The sequence below is a fragment of the Streptomyces sp. NBC_00154 genome, from assembly GCF_026342835.1.
In the GTDB taxonomy this organism is placed as follows: domain Bacteria; phylum Actinomycetota; class Actinomycetes; order Streptomycetales; family Streptomycetaceae; genus Streptomyces.
In genome coordinates, this window is record NZ_JAPEMI010000001.1 from 2,364,446 (window position 1) to 2,383,538 (window position 19,093).

The following is a 19,093-nucleotide window of genomic DNA, read 5'->3' on the forward strand; positions in this document are numbered from 1 at the left end:
GAACGGGTCCGGGGCAGGGCCGGGGCCTCATGAGCGAGGCCCCGGCCAGACCCGTCAGACCTCTTCGACGCTGCTCGGCTCGCGCCGGGACAGGTCGATACCGAGCTCCTCCGCCGCGCGGAAGACGTCCTCGTCCGTGTCACGCATCTCGATGGACATGCCGTCCGAAGAGAGCACCTCCACGTTGAGGCAGAGCGACTGCATTTCCTTGATGAGCACCTTGAAGGACTCGGGGATGCCCGGCTCGGGGATGTTCTCGCCCTTGACGATGGCCTCGTAGACCTTCACGCGGCCGGTCACGTCGTCGGACTTGATCGTCAGCAGCTCCTGGAGGGCGTAAGCGGCGCCATATGCCTCCAGCGCCCACACCTCCATCTCACCGAAGCGCTGTCCACCGAACTGAGCCTTACCACCCAGCGGCTGCTGGGTGATCATGGAGTACGGGCCCGTCGAACGAGCGTGCAGCTTGTCGTCGACGAGGTGGTGGAGCTTGAGGATGTACATGTACCCGACCGAAACCGGGTCCGGGAACGGCTCGCCGGAGCGGCCGTCGAACAGGTGGGCCTTGCCGGAGGGCTGCACCAGGCGGTCGCCGTCGCGGTTCGGGATCGTGGCCTCGAAGAGACCGGAGATCTCGTCCTCGCGCGCACCGTCGAAGACGGGCGTGGCGACGTTGGTGCCGGGGGCGACCTGGTCGGCGCCGATGGCCTGCAGGCGCTTGGCCCACTCGTCACCGAGGCCGGAGACGTCCCAGCCACGGCTGGCGAGCCAGCCGAGGTGGATCTCCAGGACCTGTCCCGGGTTCATTCGGGACGGGACACCCAGCGGGTTGAGGATGATGTCGACCGGGGTGCCGTCCTCCAGGAACGGCATGTCCTCGATCGGGAGGATCTTCGAGATGACGCCCTTGTTGCCGTGACGGCCGGCGAGCTTGTCACCATCGGTGATCTTGCGCTTCTGCGCGACGTAGACGCGGACCAGCTGGTTCACGCCCGGCGGCAGCTCGTCGCCCTCTTCGCGGTCGAAGACGCGGACGCCGATGACCTTGCCGATCTCGCCGTGCGGGACCTTCAGCGAGGTGTCGCGCACCTCGCGCGCCTTCTCACCGAAGATCGCGCGGAGCAGGCGCTCCTCGGGGGTCAGCTCGGTCTCGCCCTTGGGCGTGACCTTGCCGACGAGGATGTCACCGGCGACGACCTCGGCACCGATACGGATGATGCCGCGCTCGTCGAGGTCGGCGAGGACCTCTTCGGAGACGTTCGGGATGTCCCGGGTGATCTCCTCCGGGCCGAGCTTGGTGTCACGGGCGTCGACCTCGTGCTCCTCGATGTGGATCGAGGAGAGGACGTCGTCCTGCACGAGGCGCTGCGACAGGATGATCGCGTCCTCGTAGTTGTGACCCTCCCACGGCATGAACGCCACGAGCAGGTTCTTGCCGAGCGCCATCTCACCGTTCTCGGTGGCCGGCCCGTCGGCGAGGACCTGGCCCTCGATGACCCGGTCGCCCTCGGAGACGACGACCTTCTGGTTGACCGAGGTGCCCTGGTTGGAGCGCGAGAACTTGGCGATGCGGTACGTGGTGTACGTGCCGTCGTCGTTGGTGACGGTGATGTAGTCCGCGGATACCTCCTGGACGACACCGTCCTTCTCGGCCTTCAGGACGTCACCGGCGTCGGTGGCGCAGCGGTACTCCATGCCCGTGCCGACGAGCGGGGCCTCCGACTTGATCAGCGGCACCGCCTGACGCATCATGTTCGCGCCCATGAGGGCACGGTTGGCGTCGTCGTGCTCCAGGAAGGGGATCATCGCGGTGGCGACGGACACCATCTGGCGCGGCGAGACGTCCATGTAGTCGACGTCGTCGCCCGGGATGTAGTCGACCTCTCCGCCACGACGGCGGACCAGGACGCGGGGCTCGGTGAACCGCATGTCCTCGGAGAGCGTCGCGTTCGCCTGGGCGATCACGAAGCGGTCTTCCTCGTCGGCGGTGATGTAGTCGACCTCGTCGGTGACCTGGCCGTCGACGACCTTGCGGTACGGCGTCTCGATGAAACCGAACGCGTTGACACGTCCGTACGAGGCGAGCGAACCGATCAGACCGATGTTCGGGCCTTCAGGGGTCTCGATCGGGCACATGCGTCCGTAGTGGGACGGGTGCACGTCACGGACCTCGAAGCCGGCCCGCTCACGGGAGAGACCACCCGGACCGAGCGCCGACAGACGGCGCTTGTGGGTGAGACCCGACAGCGGGTTGTTCTGGTCCATGAACTGCGACAGCTGGCTGGTGCCGAAGAACTCCTTGATGGAGGCGACGACCGGCCGGATGTTGATCAGGGTCTGCGGCGTGATCGCCTCGACGTCCTGAGTCGTCATGCGCTCACGCACGACGCGCTCCATACGGGCCAGACCCGTACGGACCTGGTTCTGGATGAGCTCGCCGACGTTACGCAGACGACGGTTGCCGAAGTGGTCGATGTCGTCGGTCTCGACGACGATCGAACGACCGGACTCACCGACCGTCTCGGTCTCCCCGGCGTGCAGCTTGACCAGGTACTTGATGGTCGCGATGACGTCGTCGGAGGTGAGCACGCCGGCGTCCAGCGGCTCTTCGGCGCCGAGCTTCTTGTTCACCTTGTAGCGGCCGACCTTCGCGAGGTCGTAGCGCTTCGGGTTGAAGTAGAGGTTCTCGAGCAGCGTCTGAGCAGCCTCGCGGGTGGGCGGCTCGCCCGGGCGCAGCTTGCGGTAGATGTCGAGCAGCGCGTCGTCCTGGCCCTGGGTGTGGTCCTTCTCCAGGGTGGCGCGCATGGACTCGTACTCGCCGAACTCCTCGAGGATCTGCTCGGTGGTCCAACCGAGAGCCTTCAGGAGGACGGTCACGGACTGCTTGCGCTTGCGGTCGATACGGACACCGACCATGTCACGCTTGTCGATCTCCATCTCCAGCCAGGCACCCCGGGACGGGATGATCTTGGCGGAGAAGATGTCCTTGTCGGACGTCTTGTCGATCGAGGAGTCGAAGTAGACACCCGGCGAGCGCACGAGCTGCGACACGACGACACGCTCGGTGCCGTTGATGACGAAGGTGCCCTTGTTGGTCATGAGCGGGAAGTCGCCCATGAAGACCGTCTGGGACTTGATCTCGCCGGTCTCGTTGTTGGTGAACTCGGCCGTGACGAAGAGCGGGGCGGCGAACGTGAAGTCGCGCTCCTTGCACTCGTCGATCGAGTTCTTCGGGGGCTCGAAGCGGTGGTCGCGGAACGTAAGCGACATCGACCCGGAGAAGTCCTCAATCGGTGAAATCTCCTCGAAGATCTCCTCCAGGCCGGACTTGGTGGGGACGTCTTGTCCACTGTCCAGAGCAGCCTCGACGCGAGCCTTCCAGGCGGCATTGCCGAGGAGCCAGTCGAAGCTCTCGGTCTGCAGCGCGAGGAGGTTCGGAACCTCGAGGGGCTCCTTGATCTTTGCAAAAGAGATGCGCAGCGGGGCGGTGCTGGCACCGTTGTTCGTATTCGCGGTCGAGGCGTTGCGCGAGGCGGCCAAGAGGGGGTCCTTCCGAGGGCTCGGACTCACTACGCGCGTACCGGTCCCAAGTTGGACACGGTGACGGAAATCCCAGGTCAGGGACGATCAGTCATCGGTGTTCAAACATCGGGCATGCCCCTGGTGACGGGCAGGAGGCAGCTAACAGGCAGCGCAAAGGGTCAGTGTAGCCAAACGGCACACTGATGTCCAGTCCGGGTTCTCAGAGACCCTCGAAGCTCGCAACAGCTGTTCTCAACACCTATGAATCGCCCTCGCGCGGATGCGCTCTTCTTTACTGCCCTCTTCGCCAACGATCCATGCATCGGATCCGGATCGAGTGACGACGCGTCCTGAGAATTGCGCGCCGCGTGCGGTTCGTCAAGGCCCCCCTGCCGGACAGAGCCCCGAGACCCTCATCCGCCGCCTCTCGGCACCGGCCGCAAGCCCCCGTCGGAGGCGTACGGCGAAGATCACCATACTCGTCAGGCACGGAAGAGCAAGGCGAGCGCCTCGGGTACGCCGAAGGGCGACCACCCGGATGGGTGATCGCCCTTCGCGATGTGACGTCCGTGCCGCGCGGCACGAGCAGTCCAGACGAGTCAGGAGACTCGCAGGGTCACTTGACCTCGACCGAGGCGCCAGCGGCCTTGAGGGAGTCGGCAGCCTTCTCGGCGGCCTCCTTCGCGACCTTCTCGAGGACCGGCTTCGGGGTGCCGTCGACGAGGTCCTTGGCCTCCTTCAGACCCAGGGAGGTCAGCTCACGCACGACCTTGATGACCTGGATCTTCTTCTCGCCGGCGCCGGTGAGGATGACGTCGAACTCGTCCTGCTCCTCGACGGCCTCGGCGGCGGCAGCAGCGCCACCGGCGGCGGCAACGGCGACCGGAGCGGCAGCCTTGACGTCGAACTTCTCCTCGAACGCCTTGACGAACTCGGAGAGCTCGATGAGGGTCAGGGTCTCGAACTGCTCGAGCAGCTCGTCCTGGGACAGCTTCGCCATGATGGCGTCCTTCCACTAAGTCGGCAGGTGCCGGGTGTATATGAAGGCGGGCGTACGGGCCCGCTGCGAGCCGTGGGGCGGAGTGTTACTCCGCCACCTCGGCGTCGGCGGGAGCCGGCGTACCGGCACCGCCCTGCTCGACCTTGGCGCGAAGGGCGTCCGCAGTGCGGACGAACTCCGACAGAGGGGCCTGGAAAGTCGCCGCGGCCTTGGCCATCGACGCCTTGATTCCACCGGCCACCTTGGCGAGCAGAACCTCGCGGGACTCGAGGTCCGCAAGCTTCTTGATCTCATCGGCGGACAGCGCCTTACCGTCAAGGACACCGCCCTTGATGATGAGGTTCGGGTTGTCCTTGGCGAAGTCACGAAGACCCTTCGCCGACTCCACCGGGTCACCGGTGACGAAGGCAACCGCCGTCGGGCCTGCGAACAGGTCGTCCAGCGTGTCGATCCCGGCCTCGTTGGCCGCAATCTTGGTCAGCGTGTTCTTCACCACGGCGTACTGGGCGTTCTCACCGAGCGAACGGCGCAGCTGCTTGAGCTGTGCCACGGTGAGACCCCGGTACTCGGTCAGCACAGCGGCGTTCGAGCTGCGGAACTGGTCCGCGAGCTCGGCTACCGCGGCAGCCTTGTCGGGCCTTGCCATGAGCGTCGGCCTCCTTCCGGGTGATGAGGACCGCTCAGAAGGGGCCGGGAAAAACGAAACGCCCCAGCACAAGTGCCAGGGCGCAGCTCGACCGGACAAAGTCCGGGAGCGTTCCACAGTCACCTGCGCAGGTCGTCCGCACTCAACGGATCCTTCGGTCACTGCACCCTCTTGCGAGAACACAGCAACGACCAGCGGTCTTTGGCTTCTGTAGGAGAGTACGCGACCGGGGTCGCGCCGAGCAAATCCGTCCCGGTTCGGGCGGTGCGGGAGGTTTAAGAAGCGCCCGCAGCACTGCCCTGCTGCCGCTCCAGGGGCTTCTGGAGGTCGACGATGTGGGAGGCCGGGGGCTCCTCGACGGTGACGTCGGTACGGCCGGCCTGGCCAGGGCGTCGTAGGAGTGACGGATCCAGCGCCTGCCGCCCGCCTGCCGGCGAACGCCTCGCCCATGTCTGCGGCCTCCGTGCGGTCGCCTCACGCCGACGCACGGCGCGGACAGCCACAGCTGCGCACGAGAACGAGGACGGGCCCCGCACCTCGAAAGGTTGCGGGGCCCGCCCATGTCACACGAGACGCGGCTTTCGTACGAGCGCGGAGGCTCAGACGGCGGCCGGGTCCTCCTCGACGAGGAGGTTACGGGTGCGGTTGGCGTCCAGCGGGATGCCGGGGCCCATCGTGGTGGCCAGCGTGGCCTTCTTGATGTAGCGGCCCTTGGCGGCGGACGGCTTCAGACGGAGGATCTCCTCCAGCGCCGCGGCGTAGTTCTCGACCAGCTTCGTGTCATCGAAAGAGACCTTGCCGATGATGAAGTGCAGGTTCGAGTGCTTGTCGACGCGGAACTCGATCTTGCCGCCCTTGATGTCGTTGACAGCCTTCGCGACATCGGGGGTGACCGTACCGGTCTTCGGGTTCGGCATCAGACCACGCGGACCGAGCACGCGGCCGAGGCGGCCGACCTTGCCCATGAGGTCCGGAGTGGCGACGACGGCGTCGAAGTCCAGACGGCCCTTCGCCACCTCGTCGATGAGCTCGTCGGCGCCGACGATGTCGGCGCCCGCGGCTTCCGCGGCCGCAGCACGGTCACCGGTCGCGAAGACCAGGACCCGGGCGGTCTTGCCGGTGCCGTGCGGGAGGTTCACGGTGCCACGGACCATCTGGTCGGCCTTGCGCGGGTCTACACCCAGGCAGAACGCGACCTCGACGGTGCCGTCGAACTTGGTGCTGGCGGTGTCCTTGGCGAGACGGACGGCCTCGAGGGGGGCGTAGTTGCGCTCCCGGTCGATCTTGGCGTCCGCAGCGCGGAGGTTCTTGCTGCGCTTCACTGCTGCTCCTGTGGTTTCAAGTGTGGAGGCGTGGTGCGGGCCAGCGCTTGGCCCTACCACTGAGGGACTACGGGGCTGATCAGCCCTCGACCGTGATGCCCATGGAACGGGCGGTGCCGGCGATGATCTTCGACGCGGCGTCCAGGTCGTTGGCATTCAGGTCGGGCAGCTTGACCGTGGCGATCTCGCGGACCTGGGCGCTCGTGAGCTTCGCGACCTTGGTCTTGTGCGGCTCGCCGGAGCCCTTGTCCACACCTGCGGCCTTGAGGATGAGCTTGGCAGCCGGCGGGGTCTTCGTCACGAAGGTGAAGGAGCGGTCCTCGTAGACCGTGATCTCCACCGGCACGACCATGCCACGCTGCGACTCGGTCGCGGCGTTGTAGGCCTTGCAGAACTCCATGATGTTGACGCCGTGCTGGCCGAGCGCGGGGCCGACCGGCGGGGCCGGGTTGGCCGCACCGGCGTTGATCTGGAGCTTGATAAGCCCCGTGACCTTCTTCTTCTTGGGAGGCATTGCTCTCTCCGGGTCCTAGTGAGAGTTTTTCGCCATCATCCGGATCATCCGGATGCAGGCATACCGCACAACGATAACGGGTATAGCTGCGCGACCAAAAACCGAGCAGGTCAGACAGGCTGTAGAGCCTGTCTGACCTGCTCGGTAGGCATGTGTCCAGAAGTCGGCGAAAACCGTCAGTTCTTCTGGATCTGGTCGAAGCTGAGCTCGACCGGGGTCTCGCGACCGAAGATCTCGACGAGGCCCTTGACCTTCTTCGAGTCGGCGTTGATCTCGTTGATCGTCGCCTGCAGCGTCGCGAACGGGCCGTCGGTGACGGTGACCGAGTCGCCCACCTCGAAGTCCAGCACCTGGACCTCGACCTTGCGGGACGGAACCGGCTTGCCCTCGGCCTCTGCGGCCTCGCGGGCGGCCTTCTCCTCGGCCTCCGGGGCGAGCATCTTGACGATCTCGTCCAGGGTCAGCGGGTACGGGTCGTAGGCGTTGCCCACGAAGCCGGTGACACCGGGCGTGTTACGCACGACGCCCCAGGACTCGTTCGTCAGGTCCATGCGCACCAGGACGTAACCCGGGAGCTTGTTCTGACGGACGTTCTTGCGCTCGCCGTTCTTGATCTGGACGATCTCTTCCTCGGGCACTTCGGCCTGGTAGATGAAGTCCTCGACGTTGAGCGAGACGGCGCGCTGCTCCAGGTTGGCCTTTACACGCTTCTCGTAACCGGCGTACGTGTGGATGACGTACCACTCGCCGGGGAGACCGCGGAGCTCGTCACGCAGAGCGGTGACGGCGTCCACCGGAGCGGCCGGCTCGGCCTCTTCCTCGGTCTCGTCATCGCCCTCGGCGGCCTCGTCCTCGCCGGACTCCTCATCGGAGTCGGCCGCAGCGGCCTCGTCCTCGACGTTCACGGCGGCCTGCTCGGCGGGCTCTCCCGCGGCGTCGGCGTCGGCAGCTTCGGCCTGGTCCGGCTCCACAGCGTCAGCCGCCTCGACGATCTCGGCCTCGGCCTCGGCGGACTCGAAGGCGCCCGCCGTCGGCTCGACGGCGTCGTTCAGGTTCGGGTCAGACACGGTGGCTGCTTCTTCCTGGATACAAATGGGTGGAACATGCGAAAGGGGCGCCCATGAGGCGCCCTCCGCGGGATCAGCCGAAGACGTACTTGATGACCCGCTGGAATCCGAAGTCAATCACGGTCACAAGACCAATCATGACGACCACGAAAACAATCACCACGGACGTGTACGTCGTCAGCTGATTGCGAGTCGGCCAGACAACCTTGCGCAACTCGGCGACGATCTGGCGGTAGAACAACGCGAGGCGACCCATGGGGCCCTTCTTTCCGCGCTTGCCGCCCTTCCGAGTCCTCTTCTTCGACTCGGGCACTTCATCCTCGGCATCAGGCATGTCGATGGAGCCCACGGCGTCCGTCACGCTTCTCACCTGATTCCGGGTCATGGCCGTGCCGCGCCCGGTGGAGCCGCACGGCGGTGCATTGAAGTACGTACATGCGCACACATCCTGGCGAAGGAGTGTGTAGCAGGGCCGGAGGGACTTGAACCCCCAACCGCTGGTTTTGGAGACCAGTGCTCTACCAATTGAGCTACGACCCTTTGTGGTTTCCACCAACCTACCGCATCTTCCCCGATGCTCCGGGTGCAGGAACGGTGCGGCTGGTGAAGGCCAACGACAGGTGAGTGTACGTGCTCAGCGGCCTGGCGTCGAACAGATAGCTCCGGACAACTCCTGTCCGGTTCTTGTCCGCATGCTGTCCGGGTGCTGTCCGGTCCCTGAAACCCCTGTGCCGACAGGGATTGCGGTCTGGGAGCATGGGGCCCATGAGCGCTGCAACTTCTCCCTCCGAGCGCCGGGTCTCCGCCCGCATCGGTGCAATCTCCGAGTCCGCCACTCTCGCCGTCGATGCCAAGGCCAAGGCCCTCAAGGCCGCCGGTCGTCCGGTGATCGGCTTCGGTGCCGGTGAGCCCGACTTCCCGACCCCTGGCTACATCGTCGACGCCGCGGTCGAGGCCTGCCGCAACCCGAAGTACCACCGCTACACCCCTGCGGGCGGGCTCCCCGAGCTCAAGGCCGCCATTGCAGAGAAGACGCTGCGCGACTCCGGTTACCAGGTCGACGCCTCCCAGATCCTGGTGACCAACGGCGGCAAGCAGGCCATCTACGAGGCGTTCGCCGCGATCCTCGACCCGGGCGACGAGGTCATCGTCCCGGCGCCGTACTGGACCACCTACCCCGAGTCGATCCGTCTCGCCGGCGGTGTCCCGGTGGAGGTCGTGGCCGACGAGACCACCGGCTACCGGGTCTCCGTCGAGCAGCTGGAGGCGGCACGCACCGAGCGTACGAAGGTCGTCCTGTTCGTCTCCCCGTCGAACCCGACCGGTGCGGTGTACAGCGAGGCCGACGCCAAGGCGATCGGTGAGTGGGCCGTCGAGCACGGCCTGTGGGTGCTCACCGACGAGATCTACGAGCACCTGGTCTACGGCACCGCGAAGTTCACCTCGCTGCCAGCGCTCGTGCCCGCTCTGCGTGACAAGTGCATCGTGGTCAACGGTGTCGCCAAGACGTACGCGATGACCGGCTGGCGCGTGGGCTGGCTCATCGGCCCCAAGGACGTCGTCAAGGCTGCGACCAACCTGCAGTCGCACGCCACCTCCAACGTCTCCAACGTCGCCCAGATCGCCGCGCTGGCCGCCGTCTCGGGGAACCTGGACGCGGTCGCCGAGATGCGGACCGCCTTCGACCGCCGTCGGCAGACCATCGTGCGGATGCTCAACGAGATCGACGGCGTGCTGTGCCCGGAGCCCGAGGGCGCGTTCTACGCGTACCCGTCGGTGAAGGCGCTGCTCGGCAAGGAGATCCGCGGCAAGCGCCCGGCCACCTCGGTCGAGCTGGCGGCCCTGATCCTGGACGAGGCCGAGGTCGCGGTCGTTCCGGGCGAGGCCTTCGGCACGCCGGGCTACCTGCGGCTTTCGTACGCACTTGGCGACGAGGACCTCGCCGAGGGCGTGTCGCGGCTCCAGAAGCTGCTGGGCGAGGCGAAGGACTGACCTCCCCGCCCTTCCGCTCAGGTGCCCCCCGGCCGAGGCCGGGGGGCACCTTTTTTGTGCACATTTTCGATCGAGCTGTCGTACGGGCTTGCGTTCGAGGATCAACTCGATGGGGAATCCCGCTACCGCGACAGCCCACGGGTGCGGCAGGATCTTCGAATGGAGCGTGACGTACGGCTGTTGCCCAAGGCCCATCTGCACTTGCATTTCACCGGGTCGATGCGGCCCACGACGCTGCTCGAACTCGCCGACAAGTACGGCGTACGGCTGCCCGAGGCACTGACCGGTGGCGAGCCGCCCAGACTGCGGGCGACGGACGAGCGCGGCTGGTTCCGCTTCCAGCGGCTCTACGACATCGCCCGGTCCTGCCTGCGGGCACCCGAGGACATCCAGCGACTGGTGCGCGAGACGGCCCAGGAGGACGTCGCGGACGGCTCCGGCTGGCTGGAGATCCAGGTCGACCCCACCTCGTACGCCCCGCTCCTCGGCGGGCTCATCCCGGCGATCGAGATCATCCTGGACGCGGTGGACTCCGCGGCGCGCGAGACCGGGCTCGGGATCCGTGTGGTGATCGCGGCGAACCGGATGAAGCACCCGCTGGACGCGCGGACGCTGGCCCGGCTCGCGGTGCGGTACGCGGACCGGGGGGTTGTCGGCTTCGGACTCTCCAACGACGAGCGGCGCGGAATGGCGCGCGACTTCGACCGGGCCTTCGCCATCGCCAGGGAGGGCGGGCTGCTGGCGGCCCCGCACGGCGGCGAACTGGCCGGCCCATCGAGTGTGCGGGACTGCCTGGACGACCTCGACGCGGCCAGGATCGGTCACGGCGTCCGGGCCGCCGAGGATCCACGGCTGCTGCGCAAGCTGGCGGAGCGCGGGGTGACCTGCGAGGTGTGCCCGTCGTCGAACGTGGCACTGGGCGTCTACGAGAAGCCTGCGGACGTACCCCTGCGCACTCTGTTCGAGGCGGGCGTGCCGATGGCGCTCGGCGCGGACGACCCGCTGCTCTTCGGGTCCCGCCTCGCCGCACAGTACGAGCTCGTACGGCACCACCACGCGTTCACCGACGAGGAGCTGGCGGAGCTGGCACGGCAGTCGGTGCGGGGGTCGGCGGCCCCCTCGGACGTACGGGCGCGGTTGCTGGCGGGGGTCGACGACTGGCTGGCAAAGCCGGCCGACTAGCCGCCTCCTCCTCCCGGCACCGGGCCTGAGCCGGACTTGTGCGTGGACTCAGGCCTGTGTGCCGATCCCGTGCAGCACCGTCCGCGCGACGGAAGCGGCGAATTCGTCCAGAGACTGCGGCGGCCGGCCCTCCTCCGTCGCGTCGTACGCGAACGCACGCTGGACACAGGCGCCGAGCAGCAGCGACGCGGCCGCGTAGGTGTCGGCGCCGGGCCGTACGCGGCCGGCCGCCTGTTCGCTGCGGAGATAGCCCGCGACGCCCCGGATCGGCATGTGCGGGCCGGTGCCGAGCTCGCGCATGGCCGCGTCGTGGCGGCTCTTGAGCCGCGGCTCGGCGTAGAGCGAGGCGGCGATCGGGAAGCTCTGGGCGTAGAAGAGCGCGGCCTCGCGGGCGATGTCGGTGAGATTCTCCTCGACGGTCCGCTCCCCCGCCCCCGGGTCGGCGGTCAGCCGCCGCAGCAGCGGGTTGAGCTTGGGCAGCCGTTCCTTGAGCACGGCCACGAACAGTTCTTCCTTGCTGGGGAAGTGCTTGTAGAGCGCCGCCTCCGAGCAGCCTGCGGCCCGGGCGATCTCCTTGGTGGTGGCCCGTGCCAGGCCGATGGTGAGCATCAGCTGGTGGGCGGCGTCGATGATGCGGCCCCGGGTCGACTTCTGCTCCATGGGCGCTCCAATGAGGCTTGACGCGTGGTGAGTATCCACTCACTCTAGGGGTGAGTGAACACTTACCCACCCCAGGAGGGTGCGCAATGAAACTCACGGTGTTCGGCGCGACAGGCGGCATCGGCCAGGAGATCGTCCGCCAGGCCGTGACGGCGGGTCACGAGGTGACGGCGGTGGTCCGCGATCCGGCGCGGCTGCCGGTCCCGCTCTCCGACGTCACGGTCCACACCACCGCGCGGATCGACGATCCGGAAGAGCTGCGCGAGGCGGTCGCCGGGCGGGACGCGGTGCTCTCGGGGCTCGGCTCGCGCGGCCGGAAGGCCGACGGGATCGCCGAACGGCTCACCGGCTCGGTGATCCGGGCGATGGAGGCCGAGGGGACGCGACGGCTGCTCGTGGTGAGCGCGGCCCCGGTCGCGCCCGAGCCCGCGGACGACCTGCTGCTGGACCGGATGATGCTGAAGGCGATCGGCGCGATCCTCAAGGAGGTCTACGCCGACCTGACCCTGATGGAGGGCGCGCTGGCCCACAGCGCCACGGACTGGACGTCGGTGCGGCCGCCGAAGCTCACCAACGGGCCGCTGACGGGGAGGTACCGGACCGTCTACGGCAGCAACCCGCGCAGCGGCAGGTCCATCTCGCGGGCCGATGTGGCACACGCGATGCTGGCGCTGATCGACGATCCGGCGGCGGTCAAGCAGGGCGTGGGCGTGGCGTACTGACGCCACTGCCCCCAGCGTCCCCGAAAGGCTCGGAAGGCGGGGACCTCAGAGGCTGACGCCGACCGTCACCGGTTCATTGACGAGCGTGACGCCGAAGACCTCGTGGACCCCTGCCACGACCTCGCGGGCCAGCGCGAGCAGATCCTCCGTGGTCGCCCCGCCGCGGTTGGTGAGGGCGAGCGTGTGTTTGGTGGAGATACGGGCGGGGCCGGTGCCGTACCCCTTGGTGAAACCGGCCCTGTCGATGAGCCAGGCCGCCGAGGTCTTGGTGTGTCCCCCGTCCGCCGGGAAGGCGGGGGGCGTCACCTCGGGGCCGAGCCGGTCCTTGGCGCGGGCGAGGAACGCCGCGTACTGCGCGCCGTCGAGGATCGGGTTGGTGAAGAAGGAGCCCGCCGACCACGTGTCGTGGTCCTCCGGGTCGAGCACCATGCCCTTGCCGGCGCGCAGCCGCAGCACGGTCTCACGGGCGGCCGTCGCAGGCACCCGTTCGCCCTGCTCGACGCCCATGGCGCGGGCCGTTTCGGGGTACTTCAGGGGCGCGGAAAGACCACCCGCGTCTTCCAGCTCGAACCGGACACGCAGAACCACGAAGCGGTCGGGTTCGGCCTTGAAGCGACTGTGCCGGTACGAGAATGCGCACTCGTCATTCGGGATGGTGACCGTTTCGCGGGTGTACCGGTCGTAGGCGACGACCTCCGTGATGGTCGACGCCACCTCCTGGCCGTACGCACCGACGTTCTGGATCGGCGTCGCACCCGCGGAGCCGGGGATTCCGGCCAGGCATTCGATACCGGCGAGACCGGCCTCGACGGTCCGGGTGACGGCGTCCGTCCACACCTCTCCGGCGGCCAGTTCCAGCGCCGTGCCGACCAGCTCGAACCCCTTGGTCGCGATGCGCAGGGCGGTTCCTTCGAAGCCCTTGTCGCCGATGACCAGGTTGCTGCCGCCGCCGATGACGAGGAGCGGCGTACCGCTGTCGTCGGCCTCGCGCACGGCTGCGACCACCTCGGCGTCGGTCGTCGCCGTGAGGAGGCGGGCCGCGGGGCCGCCGAGCCGGAAGGTGGTCAGGGGGGCGAGGGGGGCGTCGTGGAGTTCCTGCACGGGGACAAGAGTACGGTCCGTGGCCCCGCCGCTCGGGCGGGGCCACGGACCGCGTACGCAGCGGGCCATCGATCAGGCGGCGACCGGAGCCCGCCCCTCGGCGGGCTCCGCACCCGCCGTCGGGTCCGACTCCGGGTCCACCGCGGGCGCCGGTGCGGTGCGGCGCCCCGGGATCAGCAGGGCGGCGACCGCGGCGAGCACCACCGCCCCGGCGCCGATCCAGACTGCCGGAACGGTCCCGTCCGTGAAGGACTGCGCGGAGCCGTAACCGCCCTGCGCCGAGAAGACCGAGGCCAGCACCGCGACACCGAGGGCGCCACCGACCTCGCGCAGGGAGTTGTTGGCACCGGAGGCGATGCCCTGCTCGGCGGGGCGGACGCTGGACATCACCAGGCTGGCGGCCGGCGCGAAGTAGAGCGCCATTCCGATGCCGCCGATCATCAGGGCGGGCAGCTGGGTCGTGTACGGGGTGTCGGGGGCGATGATCATGGCGAAGAGGGCCAGTCCCACGGCCTGGAGCGCGAGGCCGGTGACGACGACCGGGCGGCCGCCGAACCGGTCGGAGAGATATCCGGCGATCGGGGCGACCAGCATCGGCATGCCCGTCCAGGGCAGCATCCGCAGCCCGGCCTCGCTCGGCGAATAGCCCAGCACGCCCTGGAAGTACTGGCTGAGCAGGAAGATCGAGCCGAACATCCCGAGGAACATCAGCAGGCCGGCCATGTTGATCCCGAAGAAGCCGCGGTTACGGAAGAGCCGCATGGGCAGCATCGGGTTCTTCGCGTGAAAGCCGTGGTGGATGAATCCGCCGATCAGCGCGGTACCGGCGATCAGCCCGGTGAGGACCGTGGGGCTGGTCCAGCCGTCGGCGTTGGCGCTGACCAGCCCGTAGACGATGCCGAAGAGGCCGCCGCTGACCAAGAGGGTGCCGGGGATGTCGAGCCGGGCGTTCGGGGCGTACGACTCCGCCAGACGCAGCCGGGCCAACGGCAGCAGAACCAGGCCGATCGGCACGTTCAGCCAGAAGATCCACTGCCAGGAGAGGTGCTCGGTGAGGCTGCCGCCGATCAGGGGCCCGCTGGCGACGGCAAGTCCGGTGACGGCGCTGAAGATGCCGAGCGCCATGCCGCGGCGGGCGGCGGGCACGGCGGCCGTGAGCAGGGTGAGCGTCAGCGGCATCATGATCGCCGCACCGACCCCCTGGACTGCCCGGAAGGCGATCAGCTCATTGATCCCGGACGACAGGGCCGCGGCGGCGGAGGCGCCGGTGAAGACGGTGAGCCCGGCGAGGAAGAGCCGCCGCCGGCCGAACCGGTCACCGAGGGCCGCACCGAGCATCAGCAGCACGGCGAAGGTCAGGGTGTACGCGTTCACCGTCCATTCGAGCTCCGCCAGTTCGCCGCCGAGGCTCTTGCGAATGGAGGGCAGGGCGGTGGTGACGACGAGATTGTCGAGCGCGGCCATGAAGCCGGCGACGCTGGTGATGACGAGGGCCCAGACCGCTCCTGAGCGGCCTGTGGTGTGCTGGTTCACTGCTCCCCCTGAGGGTTAGTTATTGATTACTAACTTTGATGGGCAGAAAACCGGGCCGAACCCGGGTCGCACTGTTCAGACGGTCGGCCGCGCCGAGGGATAGAAACCGGCCCAGACCCGGTGGTCGGGCGGGAAGCCGAGCGAGGCCAGGGTGTTGATGAGCATGCCGTACGCGAGGAATGTCGTGGTCTCGCCGATGTCGGCGCCGAGCGCGAGGTGGATCTCGTCCCACATCTGCAGCCAGCCGGCCCGCACCGACTCGCCGAACTCGTGGTCCCCGGCAGCCTCGGCCGCGGCGATGGCCGCGTACATCTGCATCTGCAGCAGCAACTTGTCGGGGTCGTCGACGATGAGGCGCTGATACGCCGCCGCCATGCCCTGGCGCGCTTCCTCGCCCTCCAGGCCGTCACCGGCCTCGGCGAAGACCTTCCGGGTGTCCGCCAGGCAGCGGTCGGAGGCGGCGAGGAACATGGCCTGCTTGCTCGGGAAGAGGCGGAAGAGGTACGGCTGCGAGACGCCGACCCGCTTGGCGATCGCCTCCGTGGAGGTGGCGTTGTACCCGCCGCGGGCGAACTCGGCGACCGCCGCGAGGATGACGCTCTCGCGCCGCTCTTCTGCACTCATCCTGACCATGCGGCTAAGTTAGTACTCAATCACTAACTTGGTCAAGCGGTATGCGACGGCACTCGGAAAGCCGCACAAGGAGCCGACGCGTAAGGGGCACCCACCATAAGGCGGGTGCCCCTTACGCACGGATCGACTCAGCGGCTCAGGCGAGCTGCACAACGGCGCGGGACATACCCAGCACCTTCTTGCCCTCGCTCATCGCCGTCAGGTCCACCCGCACCTGATTGTCGTCCAGCAGGGCGGCCACCTTGGCACTGACCTCGACCAGCGCACCCTTGTCGTCGTTCGGCACGACGACCGGCTTGGTGAACCGCACCCCGTACTCCATGACCGCACCCGGGTCCCCGACCCAGTCCGTGACCACCCGGATCGCCTCGGCCATGGTGAACATGCCGTGCGCGATCACATCCGGCAGCCCGACCTCACGCGCGAACTTCTCGTTCCAGTGGATCGGGTTGAAGTCACCGGAGGCACCCGCGTACTGCACCAGCATCGCGCGGGTCACCGGGAACGACTGCGCCGGCAGCTCCGTACCGACCTCGACCGACTTGTACGCAACCTTCGCCGTCATCACGCCTCCTCGGCGGCGCGCGCCACCAGCTTCGTCCACGCGGTCACGACATGCTCGCCGGCCTCGTCGTGGACCTCGCCACGGATGTCGAGGATGTCGTTGCCCGCGAGGGACTTGATGCCCTCGATCGTCGAGGTGACCGTCAGCCGGTCCCCCGCCCGCACCGGACGCACATACGCGAACTTCTGGTCACCGTGCACCACACGGCTGTAGTCCAGACCCAGCTGCGGGTCCTGCACCACCTGCCCCGCGGCCTTGAATGTGATCGAGAAGACAAAGGTGGGGGGCGCGATCACATCGGAATGCCCGAGCGCACGGGCAGCCGCCGGATCCACGTACGCCGGATTGGAGTCGCCCACCGCCTCGGCGAACTCGCGGATCTTCTCCCGGCCGACCTCGTACGGCGCGGTGGGCGGATAGGTCCGCCCCACGAAGGACTGGTCGAGCGCCATGGGCTCGCTACCTCCTGATGGAAAGACGAATGGGCCGAAGAGCAGCCCTGCACAGAACAGCCCTATACAACGACACGAGGCCGCCCCCAGTGGGGACGGCCTCGTGTACGAGCCTGATTCAGCGGGTTTCGCGGTGCGCAGTGTGCGAGTTGCAGCGCGGGCAGTGCTTCTTCATCTCAAGACGGTCCGGGTTGTTACGCCGGTTCTTCTTGGTGATGTAGTTCCGCTCCTTGCACTCCACGCAGGCCAGCGTGATCTTCGGGCGGACGTCGGTGGCAGCCACGTGAGTGCTCCTTGGACGGACGGATGGACGGATGAACGCAAAAAAGAGTAGCCGATCGAAGGACCGACCCCACAATCGGCTACCGTAAGTAGCGGTGACCGGACTTGAACCGGTGACACAGCGATTATGAGCCGCTTGCTCTACCGACTGAGCTACACCGCTTTGATGCCGGATCCCCCCGCCGTGAGGCGGGGTTCCCCGATCACCAGAGCCCCAATACGGAATCGAACCGTAGACCTTCTCCTTACCATGGAGACGCTCTACCGACTGAGCTATTGGGGCGAGCGATGAAGACATTACACGGTCCCTCGCCGATCGCCCAAATCCGTTTCGGAGCCCCCCACCGAGACGTAGATCGCCACCGCCCCGATCCCTTTGATCAGCCACTCGTCCCCAGCCGGTCGAAGACCGGACCGGCCACCTGATCAGCGACTTGATCCACCCCCGGCCACCCCCGGTCCGGCCACCGCACCGACCGCCCCGGCCGCCCACACCCGCCCCGTGGCCCGCACCAGGCCACACCGGTACGACTATTTCGCCCCTGCTCGAACCGGGACGAACACGCCCCTAGGCTCGACTCACTCTGCGTGATCTTGCAACCCATCCAGGAGCACGATGCCCGACAGCCAGCCACGGCAGCCGGACGACCCCGCCGCCGACCTCACCAGCACCACCGAAGCCACCCCGCTGGTGCTGTGCGGCGCCCGTCTCACCGACGGCCGCATCGTGGACGTACGGCTCGGCGGCGGCCGCATCGAAGCTGTCGGCACCACAGGCAGCCTGACCGCACCCGGCGCCCGCGTGGACCTCCGCGGCTACCTCCTGCTCCCCGCCCCCGCCGAACCCCACGCCCACAGCGACACCGCCCTCACCGCCGACAGCGCAGGCCCCCACAGCCGCGGACCCGCCTCGCACCACCCCGAGGACATCCAGCGCCGCGCCACCGAAGCCGCCCTCCTGCAACTCGGCCACGGCGCCACCGCACTGCGCTCACACGTACGGATCGGCGACGCAACCGGGCTCGCCCCGCTCGAAGCGATACTGCAGGCACGCCACTCACTGCGCGGACTCACCGACCTCACCCCGGTCGCCGTACCCCGCCTGCTCACCGGAACCGCGGGCGCCGACAGCCTCGCGATGCTCCGCGACGCGGTGAAGATGGGGGCCGGCGTCGTCGGCGGCTGCCCCGACCTCGACCCCGACCCGGCCGGATACGCCGAAGCCGTCCTGGACATCGCCGCGGAACACGGCTGCCCCGTCGACCTGCATACGGACGGTGACGATCCCGCCCGCCTCACCCGCCTCGCCGCCATGGCGGCCGGCCTGCGGCCCGGAGTCTCGATCGGCCCGTGCGCCGGCCTCTCCCACCTCCCCCCGCAGACCACGATCCGCGCCGCCGATCAGCTCGCCGCCGCCGGAGTGACCGTCATCTGTCTCCCCCAGGGCGGCTGCTGCGCGGCGGAACGCCGGGGCACGGCACCGGTACGGCTCCTGCGCGCGGCCGGAGTGCACGTCGCGGCCGGCAGCGGGGCACTGCGCGACGTCGCCAACCCGGTCGGCCGAGGCGATCCGCTGGAGGCCGCCTACCTGCTGGCCTCACAGAGCGGACTACGGCCCGAGGACGCATACGACACGGTGTCCACCGCCGCCAGAAAGGCCATGGGGCTGCCCGAAGTGCGCGTCGAAGCAGGCTTCCCCGCCGAACTCCTCGCCGTACGCGGCGAACGACTCCCGGGCGTGCTCTCCCTCGCATACAGCCGGATCGTCGTGCACCACGGACGGGTAGTGGCACGCACGAGCGCGGTACGCGAGTACTGCGACTCGGAGACCGTCGTGGCCCTCGACCTGCCGCGCCAGGGACGACCGGATTCCGGTCCGGGCGGCGGGCCTTGAGCGGGG

The 19,093-nt window shown here is 68.1% G+C and carries 18 protein-coding genes and 3 tRNA genes; 4 read left to right on the top strand and 17 right to left on the bottom strand.

Annotated features, from left to right (window positions below; all coding sequences use genetic code 11):
• Positions 1 to 54 precede the first annotated feature (54 nt).
• The 8 genes from rpoB to OHA03_RS10480 form a co-directional block, all read right to left on the bottom strand.
• Positions 55 to 3,540 (bottom strand): DNA-directed RNA polymerase subunit beta, encoded by a 3,486-nt coding sequence (rpoB, locus tag OHA03_RS10445; protein WP_267003021.1) that lies wholly within the window; start codon positions 3,538 to 3,540, stop codon positions 55 to 57.
• 598 nt (positions 3,541 to 4,138) lie between these two features.
• Positions 4,139 to 4,522, bottom strand: coding sequence for a 50S ribosomal protein L7/L12 (gene rplL, locus OHA03_RS10450; RefSeq protein ID WP_267003023.1), 384 nt, complete (start codon positions 4,520 to 4,522; stop codon positions 4,139 to 4,141).
• Positions 4,523 to 4,607: 85 nt separating this feature from the next.
• Positions 4,608 to 5,168 carry a 50S ribosomal protein L10 gene (rplJ, locus tag OHA03_RS10455; RefSeq protein ID WP_030914107.1) on the bottom strand — a complete coding sequence of 187 codons (561 nt, stop codon included), beginning with the start codon at positions 5,166 to 5,168 and terminating at the stop codon, positions 4,608 to 4,610.
• Between the two features lie 599 nt (positions 5,169 to 5,767).
• Positions 5,768 to 6,490 carry a 50S ribosomal protein L1 gene (rplA, locus tag OHA03_RS10460; protein ID WP_267003026.1) on the bottom strand — a complete coding sequence of 241 codons (723 nt, stop codon included), beginning with the start codon at positions 6,488 to 6,490 and terminating at the stop codon, positions 5,768 to 5,770.
• A gap of 79 nt (positions 6,491 to 6,569) precedes the next feature.
• Entirely contained in the window at positions 6,570 to 7,004 is a 435-nt protein-coding gene (rplK, locus tag OHA03_RS10465; protein WP_030914099.1) for a 50S ribosomal protein L11, read from the bottom strand.
• Positions 7,005 to 7,180: 176 nt separating this feature from the next.
• Positions 7,181 to 8,071, bottom strand: coding sequence for a transcription termination/antitermination protein NusG (gene nusG / locus OHA03_RS10470; protein ID WP_267003029.1), 891 nt, complete (start codon positions 8,069 to 8,071; stop codon positions 7,181 to 7,183).
• Between the two features lie 73 nt (positions 8,072 to 8,144).
• On the bottom strand, positions 8,145 to 8,432 hold the full coding sequence (gene secE / locus OHA03_RS10475; protein WP_267003030.1) for a preprotein translocase subunit SecE: 288 nt from the start codon (positions 8,430 to 8,432) through the stop codon (positions 8,145 to 8,147).
• 106 nt (positions 8,433 to 8,538) lie between these two features.
• Positions 8,539 to 8,611 (bottom strand) — tRNA-Trp (locus tag OHA03_RS10480).
• 225 nt (positions 8,612 to 8,836) lie between these two features.
• Here OHA03_RS10480 and OHA03_RS10485 point away from each other — a divergent pair.
• A complete protein-coding gene (locus OHA03_RS10485; RefSeq protein WP_267003032.1) occupies positions 8,837 to 10,063 on the top strand; it encodes a pyridoxal phosphate-dependent aminotransferase in 1,227 nt (408 codons plus the stop codon).
• 159 nt (positions 10,064 to 10,222) lie between these two features.
• A complete protein-coding gene (locus OHA03_RS10490; RefSeq protein ID WP_267003034.1) occupies positions 10,223 to 11,245 on the top strand; it encodes an adenosine deaminase in 1,023 nt (340 codons plus the stop codon).
• A 48-nt stretch (positions 11,246 to 11,293) separates the two neighbouring features.
• On the opposite strand, the gene OHA03_RS10495 is transcribed toward OHA03_RS10490, so the two are convergent.
• On the bottom strand, positions 11,294 to 11,905 hold the full coding sequence (locus OHA03_RS10495) for a TetR/AcrR family transcriptional regulator (RefSeq protein ID WP_267003036.1): 612 nt from the start codon (positions 11,903 to 11,905) through the stop codon (positions 11,294 to 11,296).
• Between the two features lie 86 nt (positions 11,906 to 11,991).
• Here OHA03_RS10495 and OHA03_RS10500 point away from each other — a divergent pair, with 86 nt between their 5' ends.
• A complete protein-coding gene (locus tag OHA03_RS10500) occupies positions 11,992 to 12,627 on the top strand; it encodes an NAD(P)-dependent oxidoreductase (RefSeq protein WP_267003038.1) in 636 nt (211 codons plus the stop codon).
• Positions 12,628 to 12,672: 45 nt separating this feature from the next.
• On the opposite strand, the gene OHA03_RS10505 is transcribed toward OHA03_RS10500, so the two are convergent.
• The 8 genes from OHA03_RS10505 to OHA03_RS10540 form a co-directional block, all read right to left on the bottom strand.
• Positions 12,673 to 13,728, bottom strand: coding sequence for a UDP-N-acetylmuramate dehydrogenase (locus OHA03_RS10505; RefSeq protein ID WP_267003040.1), 1,056 nt, complete (start codon positions 13,726 to 13,728; stop codon positions 12,673 to 12,675).
• A gap of 72 nt (positions 13,729 to 13,800) precedes the next feature.
• Complete coding sequence (locus OHA03_RS10510; RefSeq protein WP_267003042.1) at positions 13,801 to 15,261, bottom strand: MFS transporter; 1,461 nt, start codon at positions 15,259 to 15,261, stop codon at positions 13,801 to 13,803.
• A gap of 75 nt (positions 15,262 to 15,336) precedes the next feature.
• Positions 15,337 to 15,885 carry a TetR/AcrR family transcriptional regulator gene (locus OHA03_RS10515; RefSeq protein WP_267003044.1) on the bottom strand — a complete coding sequence of 183 codons (549 nt, stop codon included), beginning with the start codon at positions 15,883 to 15,885 and terminating at the stop codon, positions 15,337 to 15,339.
• A 145-nt stretch (positions 15,886 to 16,030) separates the two neighbouring features.
• Positions 16,031 to 16,459 carry a MaoC family dehydratase gene (locus OHA03_RS10520; RefSeq protein ID WP_267003046.1) on the bottom strand — a complete coding sequence of 143 codons (429 nt, stop codon included), beginning with the start codon at positions 16,457 to 16,459 and terminating at the stop codon, positions 16,031 to 16,033.
• Positions 16,459 to 16,911: a MaoC family dehydratase N-terminal domain-containing protein gene (locus OHA03_RS10525; RefSeq protein WP_267003048.1), complete on the bottom strand. Its 453-nt coding sequence runs from the start codon at positions 16,909 to 16,911 to the stop codon at positions 16,459 to 16,461. The genes OHA03_RS10520 and OHA03_RS10525 overlap by 1 nt, the downstream gene beginning before the upstream one ends.
• A 118-nt stretch (positions 16,912 to 17,029) precedes the next feature.
• Positions 17,030 to 17,194, bottom strand: a complete 165-nt coding sequence (gene rpmG, locus OHA03_RS10530; RefSeq protein WP_003956487.1) for a 50S ribosomal protein L33 — start codon at positions 17,192 to 17,194, stop codon at positions 17,030 to 17,032.
• An 89-nt stretch (positions 17,195 to 17,283) separates the two neighbouring features.
• Positions 17,284 to 17,356, bottom strand: a tRNA-Met gene (locus OHA03_RS10535).
• 47 nt (positions 17,357 to 17,403) lie between these two features.
• A tRNA-Thr gene (locus tag OHA03_RS10540) sits at positions 17,404 to 17,476 on the bottom strand.
• A 333-nt stretch (positions 17,477 to 17,809) separates the two neighbouring features.
• Between OHA03_RS10540 and OHA03_RS10545 the strand changes: the two genes are divergently transcribed.
• A complete protein-coding gene (locus OHA03_RS10545) occupies positions 17,810 to 19,087 on the top strand; it encodes an amidohydrolase family protein (RefSeq protein WP_267003050.1) in 1,278 nt (425 codons plus the stop codon).
• Positions 19,088 to 19,093 lie beyond the last annotated feature (6 nt).